The 20,330-nt window shown below is 41.9% G+C and carries 13 protein-coding genes; 2 read left to right on the plus strand and 11 right to left on the minus strand.

Going from position 1 to position 20,330, the window contains the following annotated elements; translation table 11 throughout:
* Nucleotides 1-174: 174 nt before the first annotated feature.
* Nucleotides 175-3,030: a TonB-dependent receptor gene (locus D9603_RS08975; protein WP_128731042.1), complete on the minus strand. Its 2,856-nt coding sequence runs from the start codon at nt 3,028-3,030 to the stop codon at nt 175-177.
* 617 nt (nt 3,031-3,647) lie between these two features.
* Between D9603_RS08975 and D9603_RS08980 the strand changes: the two genes are divergently transcribed.
* A complete protein-coding gene (locus tag D9603_RS08980) occupies nt 3,648-5,270 on the plus strand; it encodes an alpha-glucosidase (RefSeq protein WP_128731043.1) in 1,623 nt (540 codons plus the stop codon).
* A 786-nt stretch (nt 5,271-6,056) separates the two neighbouring features.
* On the opposite strand, the gene D9603_RS08985 is transcribed toward D9603_RS08980, so the two are convergent.
* The 7 genes from D9603_RS08985 to D9603_RS09015 all read right to left on the minus strand — a co-directional run bounded on the left by D9603_RS08985 (nt 6,057) and on the right by D9603_RS09015 (nt 14,585).
* Nucleotides 6,057-7,643 (minus strand): EAL domain-containing protein, encoded by a 1,587-nt coding sequence (locus D9603_RS08985; RefSeq protein ID WP_128731044.1) that lies wholly within the window; start codon nt 7,641-7,643, stop codon nt 6,057-6,059.
* Between the two features lie 111 nt (nt 7,644-7,754).
* Nucleotides 7,755-8,054, minus strand: coding sequence for an integration host factor subunit alpha (gene ihfA, locus D9603_RS08990; protein ID WP_099641651.1), 300 nt, complete (start codon nt 8,052-8,054; stop codon nt 7,755-7,757).
* Between the two features lie 2 nt (nt 8,055-8,056).
* A complete protein-coding gene (gene pheT, locus D9603_RS08995) occupies nt 8,057-10,444 on the minus strand; it encodes a phenylalanine--tRNA ligase subunit beta (RefSeq protein ID WP_128731045.1) in 2,388 nt (795 codons plus the stop codon).
* A gap of 13 nt (nt 10,445-10,457) precedes the next feature.
* Nucleotides 10,458-11,438: a phenylalanine--tRNA ligase subunit alpha gene (pheS, locus tag D9603_RS09000; RefSeq protein ID WP_125253221.1), complete on the minus strand. Its 981-nt coding sequence runs from the start codon at nt 11,436-11,438 to the stop codon at nt 10,458-10,460.
* 83 nt (nt 11,439-11,521) lie between these two features.
* Complete coding sequence (gene hda, locus D9603_RS09005; RefSeq protein WP_128731046.1) at nt 11,522-12,226, minus strand: DnaA inactivator Hda; 705 nt, start codon at nt 12,224-12,226, stop codon at nt 11,522-11,524.
* 1 nt (nt 12,227) lies between these two features.
* Nucleotides 12,228-13,289 (minus strand): DUF2066 domain-containing protein, encoded by a 1,062-nt coding sequence (locus tag D9603_RS09010; protein WP_128731047.1) that lies wholly within the window; start codon nt 13,287-13,289, stop codon nt 12,228-12,230.
* A 117-nt stretch (nt 13,290-13,406) separates the two neighbouring features.
* Complete coding sequence (locus tag D9603_RS09015; protein WP_128731048.1) at nt 13,407-14,585, minus strand: sensor domain-containing diguanylate cyclase; 1,179 nt, start codon at nt 14,583-14,585, stop codon at nt 13,407-13,409.
* Between the two features lie 160 nt (nt 14,586-14,745).
* Here D9603_RS09015 and D9603_RS09020 point away from each other — a divergent pair, with 160 nt between their 5' ends.
* Complete coding sequence (locus D9603_RS09020; RefSeq protein ID WP_128731049.1) at nt 14,746-15,186, plus strand: VOC family protein; 441 nt, start codon at nt 14,746-14,748, stop codon at nt 15,184-15,186.
* A 135-nt stretch (nt 15,187-15,321) separates the two neighbouring features.
* Here D9603_RS09020 and D9603_RS09025 read toward each other — a convergent pair whose 3' ends face one another.
* The 3 genes from D9603_RS09025 to D9603_RS09035 all read right to left on the minus strand — a co-directional run bounded on the left by D9603_RS09025 (nt 15,322) and on the right by D9603_RS09035 (nt 20,001).
* On the minus strand, nt 15,322-16,074 hold the full coding sequence (locus tag D9603_RS09025; protein ID WP_128731050.1) for a transporter substrate-binding domain-containing protein: 753 nt from the start codon (nt 16,072-16,074) through the stop codon (nt 15,322-15,324).
* Between the two features lie 350 nt (nt 16,075-16,424).
* Nucleotides 16,425-19,220 carry a collagenase gene (locus D9603_RS09030; protein WP_128731051.1) on the minus strand — a complete coding sequence of 932 codons (2,796 nt, stop codon included), beginning with the start codon at nt 19,218-19,220 and terminating at the stop codon, nt 16,425-16,427.
* Nucleotides 19,221-19,725: 505 nt separating this feature from the next.
* The gene (locus D9603_RS09035; protein ID WP_125253228.1) at nt 19,726-20,001 is read right to left on the minus strand and encodes a hypothetical protein; all 276 of its coding nucleotides are present in this window, start codon (nt 19,999-20,001) and stop codon (nt 19,726-19,728) included.
* Nucleotides 20,002-20,330 lie beyond the last annotated feature (329 nt).

Raw genomic sequence — 20,330 nt, forward strand, 5'->3', positions numbered from 1 at the left:
TTTTTAACGCTATTAGCGCCAGATTTACTCCTTCAAATTGAGCAAGTATTAAGTCAAATTGGTATAAATACGCCTTGTTAGAAAATAGATGATAGCAATCAACTACTGCTTCAGCGATTATAAAAAAACCACCAAAGCAGGGGTTTACTTTGGTGGCTATCAAGTTCTTATTGATTAAAAACTATAGTTAAAGCCCAGATAATACTGGCGACCAAATTCCTTGTACTCCCCTGTCGCCAGAGCTGTACCATAATTTGTCGTATTCGGTTCGTCAGTCAGGTTATTTACTTGCAACACTGCCTCTAAGCCATTTTCAAAATTATATGATGCTTGCCAATCGACTACCGTATATTCATCAGCCCATGCTAACGATGACCCACCAGGTGACGCCCCCTCATAAACGTACTCGTCACGGTAACGAATATTTAAGTGAGTTGTGAATGAATCAATGTTCCAAAATACCGTTGCACTCCAGACATTTTTAGACAAACCAGGCAGTGGTAGCTGTTGATCTGGGAAGTTACCGCCACCATCAACGGTGGTTTCACTTTCGGTATATGAATAGTTAGCATTGAAGCCTAAACCGGAAAAAATCCCCGGTAAGTTATCAAACATTGTCGTGTAGGCAAGTTCGATACCTCGGACATAGCCGCCCTGATCATTATTTTGTGTGGTCTGATACTGACCAGCCACAAATCCTTCCGGAACTTCCAGACCAATATCAGCCCAGTCGACTTCACCTTCTTGATAAGTGATACTTTCAATTAATGACTCAATATCCTTCCAGAATAAAGCTGCAACAAAAGCACCACCATCTTCAAAATAGCGCTCGTATGACAAATCTATTTGAGTTGCTCTAAATGGGTCTAGATTTGGATTACCTTTTGACCACACATTATAACGAGGAGTTTTACCATCATTTGCCGTATCAGCCCATGAGCCTGCGCCCCCTCTTAGCTGATAGACAGGCGGTCGACCTATCACCTCTGCTGCTGCAAATCTGATTTGGTCGGTGTCACTTACTCTAAAGTTCAGGTTTAATGAAGGTAGTGTGTCTGTGTACTCTGGACCATAGTTGACATGGCGATAATCCGTTCTTTCAACACCATTATCATCCACGATTGAATCACCTACTTCATCACCTTGGATCTGTTGGATCCCAATAGATTTAGTATCAGTTCTAACAACTCTTACACCGAAGTTACCAGTCACAGGAATGTCTGCGATTTCGGTGTCTATGTTGGCCATGATGTAACCTGCAAGTACTTCTTCTTTAACCGCACCACTTTCAATAAGTGTCCAGTTATGACCCCAAGTTTGTTGCGCGTCGTAATTGCCGGGTCCAAAGACCTGATCAGCGATACCTTCAAGGTCTAACTCTAAGTATTGGAAGCCACGCGTCTCTCTAAGCGAGACAAACCCCGTCACATCGTGAGGAATACATGGGTGGTTTTGATCATTAAACTCACAGCCTTTATTCGTGACAATAGTGCCATCAGGTAGCTGATAACCATTTTGCCCTTCACGAGCGCCCCATCTAAACGTCGAACGTTGATCGGTAAACTCTCGGTCTGACCAACGTGCGCCAACCTCAATCGATGAAATAAAGCTATTTTCAATATAATATTTGAAGTCAACTTTTACGCTGTCCAACTCATCCGTATACTTATGTGGAAATTGCTCCCAGTCTCCCAAGCGCATATTTGAAAGATCGGTATAGCCATTACCCAAAGTTAAAAACGGTGAGTCTTTTTCTCTTTGCTCAAAAGAAAAGGTTTGGTTTCTTAATTCCTGCCATGTATTTACCAGCGTACCATCTTCCAGTGTCGCCGTACCGAACTCGTAGGCGTGCATAGAGGCAATCATATCTCTTCGCGTTTTTTCGCCTTCACTGTGTGCGATGTCAAGGGCTATTTCCCAAGTGTCAGTGGTGTACTGCAAGTTTAAGCCAAAGCTGTCTGTCGTCGAATCTGTAGATTGATCCTCAGAGCGCATTTCCACCCAAGGGCCTGTAGGGTCGGTAATCGTCACGTCACCGGCAACCAAAAAACCATCTTTTACAACAGCATTGTCAATGGAATACAGAGAGTTCAGATCTTTTGAAAAGCCTTCAATATTTAAACCGCTCTTTTTATCTTCCGATTCAAATTTTGAGTGAAAATAATCAAACTGGACTTTGAATGCGTCTGTCGGTTGATAAACCAAAGTACTTAACAGGCCAAGCCTCTCATCGCTTCCTTTTGCCGAGCGATATTGAAAACCGTTAACCGAGCGCTCTTCATTACCATCACCGTCAAAATCTTGGGAGCGAGTTGGGGCATGTGCAGAAATATCGATGGCATTATTAGGTTGATTTAAATAAGCTCCCCCTATTGCAAAGCCCAGTGTCTCATCAAGAAACTTACCACGATAAGAAAAGCTTATGCGCTCTCCTGTAGAATCAGCACCAACATCAGACGCAGCATCGTTGTATGAATATCTAACTGAAGAGTTAAAGTTATGCTCATTTTCAGCATCGAGTGGATTAGCGGTTTTTAGCTCTACCGTTCCCGCAACCCCGCCTTCAACAAGAGAAGCTTTGGGAGACTTATAGACCGCAGCTTGATTAATAAGCTCAGACGGATATTGGTCAAACGAGATCCAGCGACTACCAGCAGTATAGCCACTAGTACTGGCTTGCTCGCGTCCATTGAGTGTAGTTTGAATAAAGTCGCCATTCATTCCGCGGATATTTAACTGAGAAGACTGTCCACTTGCTCGAACAGCCGTTATGCCTGGTAAACGGCTTAACGAGTCTGCAATAGAAACATCTGGTAAAGCCGCCAAATCTCCAGCATCCACTATTTCTGAGACCGTATCGCTGAACCTTTTTTTATCAATAGAAGCGATAATACTGCGCGAGATCCCACGAACCTCTATCACTTCTACATTTTCATCTTTGTCAACGGCGTTATCTTCGACTGGAGCTGCGTGACTCACACCCGCTGCAATCAGTGCAAGTGTTAGCATACTCGGTTTGAACTTAGACATAATGTTTTATCCCAATTAACCATATTATATTGTGCGATTTGCTCATCGGCGTGCAATTTGATGAAAAAACAATCTGGCACTATTGTTGTCTGGTAAATACTAGCGGTTGATTAAATTTGCAAACAACTTTGTGCATACGTATTCAAAACTAGTGTATTTTAATAAAATTTACAGGCAGTTTACGAAAACAAAAGCTAACCATATGAAATATAATGTTTTTTACGATTAAAGGTTATTAGTCCTCTCGTTAATTTTATTCGGTTTAAAATTCACTAAATTTTAACCCAAACACGTTACGGTCATTTGCTATACCTCTGTAATATCGGAGCTGTTGTGTATTCGCTCACCATAATTAAATTGGTCTTACCAATAAAGCACAGCTAGACTCAATAAATATAGAACAATCAAATCAATTACATCTAATTGGTAAAGTCTTTTGACAAAAATATATCTTGCTTGAACTTTACTTTATCCCGCAATGCAAAACCTGCATACGTATGCAGGTTTTTTACAGCCTAAAAACCATGACGTATTCTTTGCCACAATATAGTGGTGCTTATCAAGACTAGTAAGCAACACAACCACAAAGCAATAAGGTGAGCAGCCGGAGAATGTACATGGCTAGTAATAATGAATGGTGGAAAGGTGCAGTTATTTATCAAATCTACCCTCGCAGTTTTCAAGATAGTAATGCAGATGGTATCGGCGACTTAAAAGGAATAATTCATCGTCTGGACTACATCAAATCTCTTGGCGTAGATGCGGTGTGGATCTCACCGTTTTTCAAGTCACCAATGAAAGATTTTGGCTATGATATTAGCGATTATCGTGATGTAGACCCTATGTTTGGTGCGATTGAAGATTTTGATGAATTGATTAACCAAGCTCATGAGCGTGATATTAAGATAATCATTGATCAAGTCCTGAGTCATACCTCAAACCAACATCCATGGTTTATTGAAAGTCGTGAAAATAAAATCAACGATAAAGCTGACTGGTATGTTTGGGCTGACGCTAAACCTGACGGTAGTCCGCCTAATAACTGGCTGTCTATCTTTGGCGGTGTTGCTTGGCAATGGGAGCCTAGACGTTGTCAGTATTACTTACATAATTTTTTGACTGAGCAGCCAGATCTTAATTTCCATAACCCAGATGTACGTAAAGCTGTCCTAGATAATGTTGAGTTCTGGCTGAAAAAAGGTGTTGATGGCTTTAGGTTAGATGCAATTAACTTTTGCTTTCATGACCAACAATTAAGAGATAACCCGGCAAAGCCAGCTGCGTTACGTCAGGGAAGAGGTTTCAGCGAAGACAACCCGTATGCTTTCCAGTACCACTATTACAATAATACACAGCCTGAAAACTTGGCATTTATGGAAGAGATCCGCGCCCTGCTTGACCGCTATCCAGGAACCGTTAGCCTTGGAGAAATAAGTTCAGAAGATTCGCTACAAACTATGGCTGAGTACACCGCAGATGACAATAAGCTGCACATGGGCTATAGCTTTGAACTTCTCACCCGCGACTACAGTGCGAAATATATTCGAGACACCGTATCTCGCCTCGAATCTGTCATGACCGAGGGCTGGCCATGTTGGGCATTTGCTAATCATGATGTCGAACGTGTCGCAAGTCGCTGGAGTACTAACAGCGTAGTCAATAACGAACAAGTAAAAATGCTCACTGCCCTACTCGGTTCGCTACGAGGAAGTGTTTGTATGTACCAAGGTGAAGAACTTGGCCTTGGTGAAGCTGCGGTGGCATTTGAAGAGCTGCAAGACCCATACGGGATCACATTTTGGCCTAACTTTAAAGGTCGAGATGGCTGCCGTACACCAATGCCGTGGACAAAAGCCAAACCACACGCTGGGTTTTCAGAAGCTAAGCCTTGGCTCCCTGTGTCCAATGAACATAGCGAGCGAGCAGTTGATGAACAAGTACAGGATAACAACTCAACACTTAGCTACTATCAAGCATTTTTGAGATGGCGAGGTGCACAACCTGCACTAAAAACTGGTGAAATTGAGTTTATCGACACGCCAGAGCCGGTATTAGCTTTCTATCGAAAAGTGGATGAACAAACCTTGTTATGTGTCTTTAACTTAGCAGATACCCAGCAGGTGTTCACTTTACCTGAGCTAACACTGTCAGAATGCGACGTCAAACATCAAAGTGGCAGCATTTCTAACAATGTACTTCAGCTGAGCGCCTTTGGTTGTTATTTTGCTGAAGTGATTTAATACAGCTATATCAGCATAGAGCGGCGCTAAGCCGCTCTTTTTTATTTTCCGGCTTTTTGTCGCTTCAAAGTGTAACTCCACCCAATTCAGTACAGCGCTTTCGTAGAATTTTATGCAGCTTCAAGATAACCAATTGGTGTCATATCGCCAAGTGAATCATGAGGCCGCTCATAATTATAGATATCTTCTTGTGTATATATTTAATAAGGCTATCCACAGCATTCCCTTTGAATCTCGATATCTAATGAGAAATATAACATTTTAGTATTTATGCGACACGCTGCTTGTGTTGTATAATCGCTTGTTGGACTGAGCCACTACCTGCTCGGTGTGACAGAGTTGGTGTTGTTTATGTTATAGCTTACTTAGAAAAAATAGGCTTTTTAGAGGCTTTCACATTCCTAGCTAGTGTTATGTAAGCTTTCCCTGCATTGCTCAGCGCTCATTATGTATTCATTACACCTAAATTTACCTTAATAAGCAATTATATTTTTTTAGCGTACAGAGGCCGCTAGCCTGAGCAATTGAGCAGGTTAACTAATTGATTTTGAAAATTTATCTAGCTGCTAACTCGTGCGTTCTACTTTGATCGGTGTTGCCTCTAACTTGATTGCGCCAATTAACCGCAAGAGACCTACCTTACAATGCTAACAAGGCCATATTTGATAACCGAGCTAACATCCAACCCGTTGGGTGATACATTTTCCAGTAACTAAAATACAAAGCGCCCGATGAAGTTCATTGAGCGTTTTAATTTCAAATAGTGTCAGTCCATGCTAGGACGGATCACTTATTCATCTCGTGCTTTAGCTGAGGTAGCTCGAGCGCTTGGTAATATAACCATCCTTGATGAATGTTGACGCCCCGACTTTGCAGATAATCCGCCTGAGCCTGTGTTTCGACTCCTTCTGCAATTAGTTTCTTATCGAGCTTTTCCGCCATATCTATTACAGCCGCGAGTACTGGAGACTGAAGTGTGTCTAAGCCTATCGAAGCTACAAAGCTTTGATCTATCTTGAGTAAATCTATTGGAAAGCTCTGTAAATACTGTAAGCCACTATAACCTGTACCAAAATCATCAATAGCTATCTCAATGCCTGCACGCTTAAGCTCATTTAAGACCGTTTTGGTTTGTGCCTGTGTCAGCACATCTCGTTCAGTTAACTCAATGGTGAGTGATGAAATATGCTTTTTTGCACAAAGCAGTGTATCAATATATCGCTTTGATCCAAGTAATAAGCCATTGACATTAAATGACACTTTAAACTTTGGTTGCTGCAATAAGATCTCGCTTAAATCTCGCATCGCCTCTTCCACTTGGGCGATTGAAATGTCCAGTATGGTGCCATCTCTCTCGGCCTCTGGTACAAAATAAGCGGGACCCAAATCGCCTTCTAACGGGTGGCGCCATCTGATCAATACTTCTACGCCAACAATACTTTTTGACTGAGCACATACAAGTGGCTGATACACATTGAAAAGTTCTTCATTTGCAAGTGCTCGTAGAATTTGCGTTTTACTGCTCAGCTGACGTTTATCATAGTTAATTAACAGAAAGGTTAGCCCACCCCAAGAGCAGCAATACAAGACCCCCCACAGTAGCCCCCAGATCCATTCCATTTTGACCAAGCGGTCGTCGTTTTTGGCAATGATCAAACTTAACTGCGGCAAACTAGGGATTGCGGAAATATAAGCAAATTTAACAGCGCCATCGTCAAAGTGCCCTTCTACAGCTTGTCGGTTTTTAGCTGGAAAGAGTTTCTGGCGGATCGGCAGTGAATAATTACCGTTTAGAAAGATGGGTACGCCTGTCGTGTTATCAACTAAAGCTGCAAAATCAGTATCATGATGAGCTGATATGTCTAACATTCTTTTCAGCCAATGATCTGGCATCAGCACGTTTACCTCATAGCCATCATCTCGAGTACGGGCAAGAACAAATGCTGGTAGCTCCAAATAATCAGTAATAATGGGGCCATAATATCTCAAACCAGACTGTTTTAAAGGCGCGCTAGTATTGACGGGGGGAGTCAATCTTCCAAACGAATTACAGATGAGTTTACCCTTGGGATCTATAACCCCTATTTCGCTCATACCAGGGTTTTCAAATACTAGCCTGCGCATATGATGAAGACTGTGCGGCTCACAGTTTAAAGAGAGATCTACTGCATACTTGAGTGTGTCGTCAACAACGGTAAATTCTTTATCAATATCGGAGACAATTCGGTTTACTACGGTAGCTAGGTTCGCCTTTGCCGTTTCCTTTAGGTGCACATAGCTGAATAAAGTCGCTATTGAAAAAACAAAACTACAAGAAAGCCAAGCAATAAAGATATTCTTTAACAACTTGCTTAAGGAGTGTGCTCCTCGCATATACTTCTCACTACACAAAATGCGACAAGGCGCAGAGTGTAGCGTGCGTATATGACGATACTATTTCGAATTAAAAAAAGCCTTGGTATCGCTACCAAGGCTTTTTTACTTTTACAAGTTTTTGCTTGTGCCGACCTCAACACGGGTTTTTAACTTTTGGCCTGGCCTAAAAGTTACCACGCGTCGCGCAGAGATAGGAATATCTTCCCCAGTTTTTGGGTTCCTACCTGGGCGTTCCTTCTTGTCGCGAAGGTCAAAGTTACCAAACCCGGAGAGCTTTACTTGCTCGCCGTTTTCTAGCGCTGAGCGGATTTCTTCAAAAAACGCTTCAACTAAGTCTTTGGCATCTTTCTTATTGATCCCCAGTTTATCAAATAGGTGTTCAGCTATGTCGGCTTTAGTAAGCGCCATATCTAGTCCCTCAACGATGCATTGAATTGTTTGGCCAATTCGGCCACCACGTTTTCTACAACCGCGTTGATGTCTTTCTCTTCGAGTGTTCTATCAACCGCTTGCAATGTTAGAGCAATAGCTAAACTCTTATGATCAGGTTCAACACCTTGCCCTTTGTACACATCGAATAAGTTTAGGTCAACTAATTGATTTCCGCCAACTTTCTCAATGCACTCTAAAATATCGCCTATTTTTACGTCATCTGCAACTAAAATAGCAATATCTCTTCTATTTGATGGGAATTTAGAGATGCTTACCGCTTCAGGAAGCAGACGGTTTTCTAAAGCAGCCATGTCAATTTCAAACACATATGGCGTATCTTTAAGCTCTAACGGCTTTAATAGCTGCGGATGTACTGCACCGATAAAGCCGACTTTTTTGCCATCTGCATAAATTGCAGCTGATTGGCCTGGGTGCAAACCATCACTCGCTTCGGCTTTAAAGCTAAAACGTGCTTTATCATTACATAGTGCCAGTAATGCTTCTACATCGCCTTTTACATCAAAGAAATCAACCTTGCGAGAAGGAACTGACCAGTGTTCATTATGTGTATTACCATAGGCAATACCACCAATTACAGCCGTTTGACGTACACCGTTTTCTGCACTGTCATCTTTAATAAACTTCAGCCCAGTTTCGAACAAGCGAATGCGTGATTGTTGACGATTTTGGTTATAAGAAACCGCATTGATTAAGCCCGTCATCAAGCTTACGCGCATTGCCGACATTTCCACTGAAATTGGGTGTGGCAAGATTAACGCATCAGATTGTGGGTGCAACAACTGCTGAGCTTTTGGATCAACAAAACTGTAGGTGATCGCCTCTTGGTAGCCACGACTTACTAATTCATCTCTAAAACGCGCTACTGGCAAACGCGCTTCTTGATGATCTGTCATCTTTAACGCCGCGGTTGGCGCCACATTTGGAATATTATTGTAGCCAAATACGCGAGCCACTTCTTCGATCAAATCTTCTTCAATGCTGATATCAAAGCGATAGCTCGGTACTGTTGCTTGCCACTGGCCGCCTGCAAATGTTACCGATAAACCAAGACGCGTTAAGATATCAGATACTTTAGCATCTTCGATATGATAACCGATAACGCGATCTAAACGCTCACGACGTAAAGTCACTTCACGCTCTTTTGGTAAATCTGTTTCTGATACCGCTTCAACAATCGGCCCTGCTTCACCACCAACGATTTCAAGCAGCAAACCTGTTGCTCTTTCCATTGCGTCACGCTGCAGTACAGGGTCTACACCACGCTCGTAGCGGTGCGACGCATCAGTATGCAAACCATAGCTACGCGCTTGACCCGCAATTGCCAATGGTGCAAAGAAGGCACTTTCTAGTAAAATGTCTGTTGTCTGCTCATTAACACCAGAGCGCTCACCACCAAAAATACCCGCCATGGCCAGTGCCTTATTGTCATCTGCAATAAGCAGCGTTGATGGCTTAAGCTTCGCCGTATTGCCATCTAATAATACTAGCTCTTCATTTTCATGGGCGTTGCGTACTTTGATCCCACCTTCGATTTGGTTTAAATCGAATGCGTGCATCGGATGGCCTAACTCAAGCAAAACGTAGTTAGTAACATCAACCACAGGGTCAATCGAGCGCACGCCACAACGGCGCAGTTTTTCAACCATCCATAATGGGGTGTCTGCGTTAACGTTAACGCCCTTGATCACTCGACCTAAGTAACGTGGACATGCTTCGCTGTTTACTAACTCAATAGCGATTTTGTCATCAATTGTTGGAGTAACTGGCGTGATAGCCACTTCTGTTACATCGATACTGTTTAGTACTCCAACTTCACGAGCAAGACCTTTGATCCCTAAACAGTCACTGCGGTTTGCAGTTAAGTCAACATCAATAGTCACGTCGTTTAAGCCAAAGTATTCGCGAATATCTTGGCCAATTGGCGCGTCCATCGGTAGCTCTACAATACCGTCTGAACTTTCTGCCATGCCCAGCTCTTCGAACGCACAAAGCATACCATGTGATGGCTGACCACGAAGTTTCGCTTTCTTGATTTTGAAATCACCAGGCAGCGTTGCGCCCACTTTAGCAACCGCTACTTTTAAACCTACACGGCAGTTAGCGGCACCACAGACAATATCTAGTAGCTCGTCTTCGCCTACGTTTACTTTTGTTACTCTAAGTTTGTCAGCATCTGGGTGTTGTTCACACTCAACTACTTCACCGATAACAACCCCTTGGAAGTCACCAGCTACTGGGTCTACACCATCAACCTCTAAACCAGCCATTGATAATTGCTCAGATAGTGCATCAGTATCAATTGCTGGATTAACCCACTCGCGTAACCACTTTTCACTGAATTTCATACTTTTGTCGCTCTTATCTGAATTGGTTTAGGAATTTTAAATCGTTTTCGAAGAAAGCCCTTAAGTCAGTTACGCCATAACGCAACATAGTCAAGCGCTCAACCCCCATACCAAAGGCGAAACCTGTGTATTTTTCAGGATCAATGCCTACCGAACGCAATACGTTCGGGTGCACCATACCGCAACCGAGCACTTCTAACCATTTACCATTTTTCCCCATTACATCTACTTCTGCTGAAGGCTCTGTAAATGGGAAGTATGAAGGGCGAAAACGAATTTCCATATCTTCTTCAAAGAAATTACGTAGGAAATCGTGCAAGATCCCTTTCAGTTCAGTAAAGCTAACATCAGTATCTACCATCAGGCCTTCAACTTGATGGAACATCGGTGTGTGTGTTTGATCGTAGTCGTTACGATAAACACGGCCCGGCGAAATAATGCGTAAAGGTGGTTGCTCTGCTTCCATTGTACGGATCTGAACACCACTGGTTTGTGTACGCAGTACTAATTTAGGATTGAAATAGAAAGTATCATGATCGGCACGCGCAGGGTGGTGCTCTGGAATATTTAGCGCGTCAAAGTTATGAAAGTCATCTTCAACCTCTGGGCCAGATTTAACAGCAAATCCTAGCTCACCAAAGAATTGTTCAATTCGTTCAATAGTGCGAGTTACTGGGTGAAGACCACCAGCTGGCATTGTACGACCTGGTAAGGTCACATCGATGGTTTCAGCGGCTAACTTCTGCTCAAGTGCTGCATTTGCTAACGCTTCACGCTTTACCGTAATCGCATCTTGTACTTGGGTTTTAGCTTGGTTAATCACTTGACCTGCGTCTTTACGCTCTTCCGGCGCTAGTTTGCCTAGCGTTTTTAGAAGACCGGTGATCTCACCTTTCTTACCAAGGTAGTTAACTCTAACTTCCTCAAGGTGCGCAATTTCGCTTGCCTGCTCTACGGCTTCGAGCGCTTGCGCTAAAATATTTTCTAAATTCATTGTCTACCTGATCTTTGCTGAGGTAATTTGCTGTTATTTAATCTCTTATGATAACTGAATTGCAAGGCGATATTCTAGCCCTGTTACAGCTTTAAAGTCGCTTTTATAAAAGGAATCGTTAACTTTCTTTGCGCTGCCATGGATGCGTGATCAAGTTTGTCTAGTACATCGAGCAGTGCTCGCATGTCACGGCTTAGCCGAGTGAGCAAAAATCGAGCACAGTCATCTGAAAGTTCAAGGCCACGCATATACGCTCTTTTTACCAATGCTTCGGCTTTGTCATCATCACTCATTGAGCGGATCTGAAATGTCGTACCCCACGTCAAGCGCGATTCTAAGTCTGGTAACGACAGGTTTAGCATATTAGGAAGTAAGTCTGCAGTCACCACTAGACACTTACCTTTTTCGTTGAAGCGATTGAAAAAGTTAAATAATGCTTTTTCCCATGCTTCGTTCCCAGCAACCAAATGGACATCATCGATGCACACAACATCTAAGGCGTCTAAACCATCAAGCACCAAAGGGCCGAAGTCGAGTACTTCTCGCAATGACAGCAAAATAGTGGAAAGCCCTAATTCCTGAGCTTCGATACAAGTAGCATAGAGTAAATGCGACTTGCCAGAGTCTGCTAATCCACACAAATAAGTATATTGAAACCCCGCTAAGCGCTGAGCTAGGCCATTTTTTAGGTGGCTTACTTCTAAGGAAGCTTCACCACCGAAATAAGAAGAAAATGTTTCGTCATCAGGTAATGTGACGGGCAATGCCATTTGACGTGGCGATTCCATCTTAGCGACCCACCCAGTTATATTTTAAATTACCATCATCGGCAATTTGGTAGTACGCCCTAGGGTCAACGAATATTTTAAAGCTTTGCTCTAAGCCTATTGTTTTACGCAAATCAGAAACTGTTGAAGTATGCTCAATGGCAAACTTGACAGCCGTTTTTGCTCGATAGATGACGTCAACATCCATCACTGTGCTCATAGACAGTAGCCTACGCCTAGCATGCTCAACATCAGCAAAGGATAATAATTGATCGACCGTAATCACTGTTCGGTGCACATCTTGCGTTTGATTAGGATCTATTACGTATTGCTGAGCCAAAGTACTAGATACATAATTTATCATATCAATGATCACTTGCTGTTTATCGCCAACATATTGCTCAGGTTCAAAAAGCTCTGCATCAGTATAACGCCAATCTAATTGCCAAGAGCTGGTATGAGGAGGTTGAAACAACCTTGCAGTAATAACACGTTCGGCTTCATACCGACGTGATGCAGACTCCACTTCGTTGGAAAAGTTTCCCCATACTTCAGCAATACTAACGCTACTTCGGTCTACTAAGTCCATCAAGGGGACAACAACAGGCACTCCCCATTCATCAGCGGTATCGTAAATTAATCGTTCTAATTGGGGGTAGCTTTCTTGTGTCACGAAATCACGCTGAAAGTTGTCTTCAATTACCATCCAAATAGCAATCATCGGGCGTCGATTTCCCCAAAGAGGTAAGCCTGCTTCTCTAACCAGCTCTTCAACTTTCCCCGGCTCAAATTCAACCTTTATTTTCGTTGCGCCTTGCATGTCGTAATATTCATATCTCAACATGTAGTCCGAGATCCGCCTTAGGCTTGACTGAATTGCCGAATGAGAAAAATCGTCAGCTTTACCGGTGAGCTTTTGTAATACTTTTAACAGCGCCTGTTGGCTCGCTTTAGCCCGTGTCGCACGAGATTTATCGCTAACGGTCAGTGAAGTCTCATATAGATTTTGAACTTCAACAGCTTTTGCCGTCAAGGTAAAGCAAATAAGTGCAATAAAGATCAGCCTAATGGTCATAGAATGCAATTGTTTTATCTGTAAAGCTTGATCCTAAAACAATCACCAACGTAAAGCAAAGGCCAACATGCAATCACCAAAAGAAATTATAAAAACATGATAAATATAAGGATCTTAATCTCAAGTTCAGCGTGGTTCAAAGCTAAATGAGACCTGATTTTTACCTTGCTTCTTTGCTTCATAAAGTGCATTGTCCGCCCTTTTTAACAACGACTCAGCACTCACGCTCACCCCTTCAGCAATCACCACTCCAATACTACAACCAACCTGTACTAGCTGACCATTACTCAACAAAATATCTTGGTTAATCTCAGAGCGAATACGTTCTGTTAATCGAGATAACATGTCTGATGCAATGCTTTCATTAATAACAAACACAAATTCATCTCCACCAATCCGACATACAAAGTCATACTCCCTTACTGTCTCCTGCAGTCTTCTAGCAACATGTACCAGCACTTCATCGCCACTATGATGACCATGAGTGTCATTGATTGGTTTAAAATTATCTAAATCTAAATATCCTAGGTACACATTAATTGGCTGACGAGATGAACGCGCGGATAATTTTTGTAACTCATTTAACAAATACTTTCTATTGGCAAGCTGCGTGAGATTATCGTGATAGGCATCAAATTCCAGCTTTTCTTGAAGCGCTTTGCGTTTGTCGATTTCTGATTGCAATTCAGACAGGCTCGCTTGAAGTTCGAAGGTTCGCGCTTGTACCGTTTTTTCTAACTCTAATTCGTGTTTTCTTAATGCTTGATTGGCGTCAATTAATGCTTGCTGGTTTGCAAAAGCATCCATTGCAGAAGCGATTACATGACTCACCGTGTATAAAAGATCTACCATGCTGTCTGAGTATTCATCTTGACGGCGGTAAGACTGGAGTACAAAAGCACCTAAATGCTTGTCTTTATTCATTAATGGGAAACACAACCACTGTTTGGGAAAGCTCCCTAGCATATCGATAACACCTGTGGAAGTGAGTGCCTTTAGCGAGTGCTCGGTGTAATTTTTTACGCTATCTGAACTAAGCGCATAATAGGTCAGCGTCTTGTTTAACTCAGCTGTAGTTAAATTATTTAACTCATCTAGTGAAATACTATCCTTGACGTCATGAAAATAAGGAAACTCAAATGAGCCATCTTGACGTTGCAACACAACATAAAAATTATCGGCATAGGTAATTTTTTGCACAATACAGTGAACATTTAATAAAAAATGCTCCAAAGACTCACTTGTATTTAAGCATGATACGATGTCTGTCATGCTATCAATTACCTCTGGAAGTTCTGCCATCATCGAGCACCTTCTTTTAATTCGTTATCCACCGTCAAAAAGCTTAACTACCCGATGTAGAAATTGCCAGAAATTCGCCTCATTTTTATAAAGTTAAGCCTTCGCTTTTAATCCATGAGGTAAAGCTTTAAAATTGATGTTAGTAACCCAGAAGGAATAAGTAATGAAATATTTACACACCATGGTTCGTGTAAGCGATCTAAATGAGTCACTTAATTTTTATTGTGATCTATTGGGGCTTATTGAGGTAAAACGGTATGACAGTGAGCAAGGTCGTTTTAGTTTGATTTATCTTGCAGCCCCTGAGCAAGCAGAGCAAGCGCGAGAAAGCTTTTCACCCACGATTGAGCTAACTTACAACTGGGATCCCGAAAAATATGATGGCGGTCGTAATTTTGGGCACTTGGCTTTTGCCGTTGAAAATATTTACGATCTTTGCCATAAACTGCAAGAAGCCGGCGTAATTATAAATAGGCCTCCTCGGTGCGGCCACATGGCCTTTATCAAGTCACCTGATGGTATATCTATCGAATTACTGCAACAGGGTGATGCACTACCACCACAAGAGCCGTGGAAATCGATGGAAAATACAGGTAGCTGGTAACGTAACGCCCAGCTGTCGTGATTCGAAAAATAGCGTTAATGCCGCCCGTTATACACTCAACGATTAGCGCTCATGTTGTAGTTAAAATTGATGTTGCACGTTAGCATCCACTTGGCACCACTGTAGTTTGATTTTTCAGTAGACTAAATGATAACTTTTCAGCAACGTCACAAGTTGCTTTTTAAATAACTCAGAGTCTAGTGCATGTTGTAGTAACGTAAATTCTGCTTTGAGTGACTCTGGTGCCATAATCGCTCGGTAATATGTCTCATGTGGATTTTGAGAAAAGTAAAACACCTCTTTCCAACCATTTTTAGTGGCTAAATACTCTGTGGTCGAGCGGCTGACAATGGCAACATTAACCCGTTTTTTCAACACCATTTCTAGTAAGGCTTCCTCAGAATTAACATCTACTCTTTGCACTTTTGAATATTCATTTTTTTGATCAAGGTATCGATAATAGTAACCAGCGATTGTACCGACCAAATTGCCAGACAACGAGCTTGGATGATAATATTCAAACGGATGTTCAATATGAGAGACGAATTCATCCGTGTCATACATTAATGGGCTGCTCCAAAGGTACTTCTGTTTTTTTATGTCCCCAAACCAAGCTGGGTTAACCCCTAATATAAAGCCTGGTAACTGTGCTTCTTGAAGCAGTTTATCCAGACGCTTGCGGGGAATAAATCGCAAGTCAAACTGCAGCTCAGTCGCATGACTATTTATCAGCCTGACAATATCAAAATAGAGGCCTTCACGAGCGTCTAAGTCTGTGATGTATGGCGGCTTATTATGATACACATATAGTGTCTGTTGCAGAGCGCTATATGCTGGAAACGACCCTAACAGAAATAGAAAAGTAGAAAGAAAAGCTATCTTTAACACCACAGGCCTCATCACTTACACAGCACTTATACCAATTATCTTAATTACGTGATCTATTTTGAGGCGGGAAAATCTTGTCGATAACTCCGCTACCGCGTTCTATTCTCGCTCAGGTATCTACATCCAAGTAAGCAAGGAAAATGTCTTATTTAGTTGTTCTAAATAAGACATTTTTAACGCGGTTAGCGTCAGATTTACACTTTCAAATTGAGCAAGTATTAAGTCTAATTGGTATTATATTATCAATACAGCCTAGCCTCTTTTGAGTAAAACTGTCACATCATTCTCTGGGTAACGAAAAAGGAGCTCATAAAGCTCCTCGAACATTATAGTCGATTACCCTCTTATAGCTAATTGCAGCTCCCCGCGTTATACGATACTTTGATTGATGCACCAGCTGGGGCACCTGATACTTTTATATATCCCCAATACGAAGATTGTGCACCGAGCTCGATACATTCAACATTACCTTGATTAAAAGAGCTAGCCTCCACATTGCTACCATTTGGCCATCCCCCATTACTGTACTCAAGCCCCAAGTCACCGCTGCCATGGGCAGTTTGTATTACAATTGATTGCTGTGCACTTACATTTTCAAGGCTAAACCACATCGGATCTTGGCTACCTAGACACACCGTTTTACCGGCTGTTAATCTGCCATTGGATATACTACCTTGAGACTTGCACATATCCTCAACCGTTGACTTAGTTTGGATCTCTCCTAATAACTGAACATTTTCAAAGCGATTGTAACCATGTAGCATAAGGTAATAAGTGCCGGCTTCCGGGGTAGCAATTTCGCATATTTCTTCGTTACCAGATTTATAAGGCCGGCAATCAAATTCATTGAATGTTGGCGCTGTTCCCGCTTTTACATACAGATCAACATCTCCTGTTCCTCCAGATGTCGTCAAAATTAATTTGTCTACACCCGCAGCAACGTCAATGGAAAAGGTAAGTTGTTCATCTTGTTCACCTGAAATAATTACTGGACTTCCTGAACGTAACTTTTCTGATGACGCTGCACTTATGGAAGCAATCGTATTACTTACATGACTTAAACCGGCAGGATCCATAACCGTAAGACTTACTTGATACTCACCAGGTTGAGTATAGTTATGTGTGGGATTAGCGATGTTGCTCTCACTACCGTCTCCAAAACTCCAAAGATACGTTAATGTGTCACCATCTGGATCTATGCTTCCTTGACTAGAAAACTGAATGGCTTGATCAGCAGTCCCTGTATATGGGCCATTAATTTGTGATGTCGGCGCGCTATTTTGTCCGCCATCAACCAAACTATTACACCATTGCACAAATTCAGACTGATACTGAGACGCCCAACGATTGACACGCTCTTGATAACCATCCCAATTTGCGGTTCTGGTTTCTTGTCGCATTGCCTTTACTTCATCAAAGTGTCTTTCGTACATAAATCTGACACCTAAATATCCCCAACGATAGATCCTATCTTGGTCAAATCCATCGTAAGTGGTGCTAAAGATTTCAGCTAGCGTATAGGTGGAGCCATCTTGAATCGTATCGATAGCAGCTTGATTGTCGTTAAGGTTTGCGATGTATTCAGCAACCCCTTCACTCCACCACACGATTGGTTTGGTTGGGGCATTAAATCCTCCATACAAGTCAAAACGACCATCAAGGTAATGCACATACTCATGCTCTAAGTTCCAGATGTAGTGATCGGGTTTAGCATAGCTTGCCTCGTAAGCAACAAAGTTGGCAATATTATTCACATCGCTTGGATCCCCTTCCAGATACATACCACCATTGTCTGTGCTTATTTTAAAAATGGCTTTAGCATATTTTTTATAGTCTGAACTACTGTTAAAGATATTAACCTGAAGAAAATCATTGTTATCGTCTGCTACGGGTAAGCGACCTGTCTCAAGCATATCGTGGAAACGCACTTCCTCTGCTTCCATTTTTTCACAAGCAGATGTCAGCTGTACGGGTGTTAACTCTTGTGCACGTATTTTAATGGTATCGCTACAGCTATGCTGCTGTGACAGAACTTTCGCTTCTAGCTCTTTGTCAAAGTCACAAATATCAAACTTACTACAATCCGAGTAATACGTTGCAACATCAGCCGCAGCCAACCATACTCCATCCCCAAAGCCATAGCTCTCATAGCGTGAAAATAGTGACACTAGTTGATTGTCTACGTTGTCTTGTATTGCTGCACCATCATATAGCTTTAGTCTTGCCAGTTCGCTTGCAGCATTGATAATGAGGTATTGTGAATCAGAGTTTATCATCCAAGTTTGCGCCGTAAAGTTACCTAATAATTGGACTAGCTCTTGATCATTTTTTACCTGCGCTACGAAGTTACTATTCCATTGTCCACGATATAAAATCGTAAAAATGCCATTTACCGCGCTTCGCATATTCCATTTCTGCCCATAGCTTTCATTCCATTTTGCTAGCCAAGCCTTCACTACTGGCAGGTAGCTGTCTTGCAACTCAGACGAGTCCATGGTGATTATTGCTTCGCTTAAGACTTTGCCATGTGCATCATTGTCATCGTAAAAGTGGCTATTATTTACAAACGCATCCAAAGCCTCTTTCACAGCAGGCTTTACCCAAGTTGCAAAACTCACTTGGTCGTTATAAAACTCAACGTAAAAACCAGCACGAATAAATAAGTATAAAGCTTCTAGATCAGAGCTACCGTTGCCAGCGTAGCTCTGAGAAAGCGCTTTTGTGCTTTGCGCAGCGGCATACATTTTATCAGAAGTAAACACTTTTGATTGAGTACTGCTTTCAGCCGAAAATAGCGCATTGATACAACTTGCCCCTTGCAGCTTGACTTCAGCAACAATTTGACTGCTGTTGGCATTTGCCAGACTAGCTAAGTCGCAAACGCTTAACTGCTCGCTGCGGTCAGCATTAAATGTATTGACTTGAGAAGTTTGTGCGGCGAGTAATGGGCTAACTTGCATAGCTTCACTCTCGGCGACCGGCGCTTTATCCCGTTTGGCGTTGTGTTCATGACCATGCGAGATATTAATTTTTGCCTGGCTCGACGCCTCTAATGGCTTAAATAATCGCTCTGACTCTTGATGGGCGTTTACCGCTCCTGCCATTGCTAACGCGACCATGACTGACGTAAATTTTGTTGTTTTCATAAGTTACCTTTATGTTGTGTATCCAAACCCAACGGGTCTATCCGATTGGGTTTTATTTTTCTAACATTAAATACACAATGTATACAATATATTTTATATAACATTATGGAATAGTGAGGTGATTTATATCTTGGTTGGAGGGGCTCAAATGCGCGAAGTAGAAATCACAATACCATCTCCACTGTTTCCAAAAAGGAAACCATTATCGCGTACTACAGCGTTAGTTTTGCTTGAATAGAGCTGCTTTTGATGTATAAATTTGCCATATATTAAGAATATCACTTCTGGCTAGAGCAATATTGTGCTGAGGCACCTAAGTTGACTAACTAACTGCTTATCCCGACCTAAAGTTTGAGCATAAGCTCAGTCATAATTTGTCATTGAGACTATCAGATTACAGTACATATCAAGTTTCGAGCATTTAAACCCAACCCTTGGTTAAATAAAGATAAATCGGTTAACTGACGGTGGTGAGGAATAGAAATTTACAGAAAAGGAGAATATTTTAAATTTTATCTATTTGGGCGATGGCACCTGATGATATTTTAACTCTAATTTTACAGCTTGAAAGCGAAATGGAATAAATACCATCCGTTGGCTTCTGCACTAATAGGTGCTGAAGTCCCAATACTAACTCATCAGTCTCACTTTTCATTTGCGTGTTTCGTGAATCTATGAACTCCTTTCCCTGCTTCAATGCTTTATCAAGCACGACCGAAGCGACCTGCTGAGTAGATTTACTTTTTAAAGTCTTAATAAGTGCACTTTTTAATAAACTCATGCTAATCCTATAAATAAAGATACCGATCCATATCACAATGCTTAGGGATCGGTGTCTAATTGGTTTTGGGAACAAATAAAGTGTAGCAAGCACAGCAAAAAAGTCTAAAGTAAATTCGTTTCAAACTGTGTCAATTGTTACATCATCGGCTAATTAATTTGCATGCAAGTTTATCCCCTATTCACACTCTGTGGCTAGGTACTCAACTATCGCCAAAAAGCTAAAATGCCTCATATTCATCAAACCGGACTTCGAATAACTTATACTTTTTTAGCCGCAAGTTTTATGTGGCCTTTATACCAATTTGCTTAATTAACCCCAGCTCGGGA

The sequence above is a fragment of the Pseudoalteromonas sp. PS5 genome (assembly GCF_004103255.1).
Lineage (GTDB): Bacteria > Pseudomonadota > Gammaproteobacteria > Enterobacterales > Alteromonadaceae > Pseudoalteromonas > Pseudoalteromonas peptidolytica.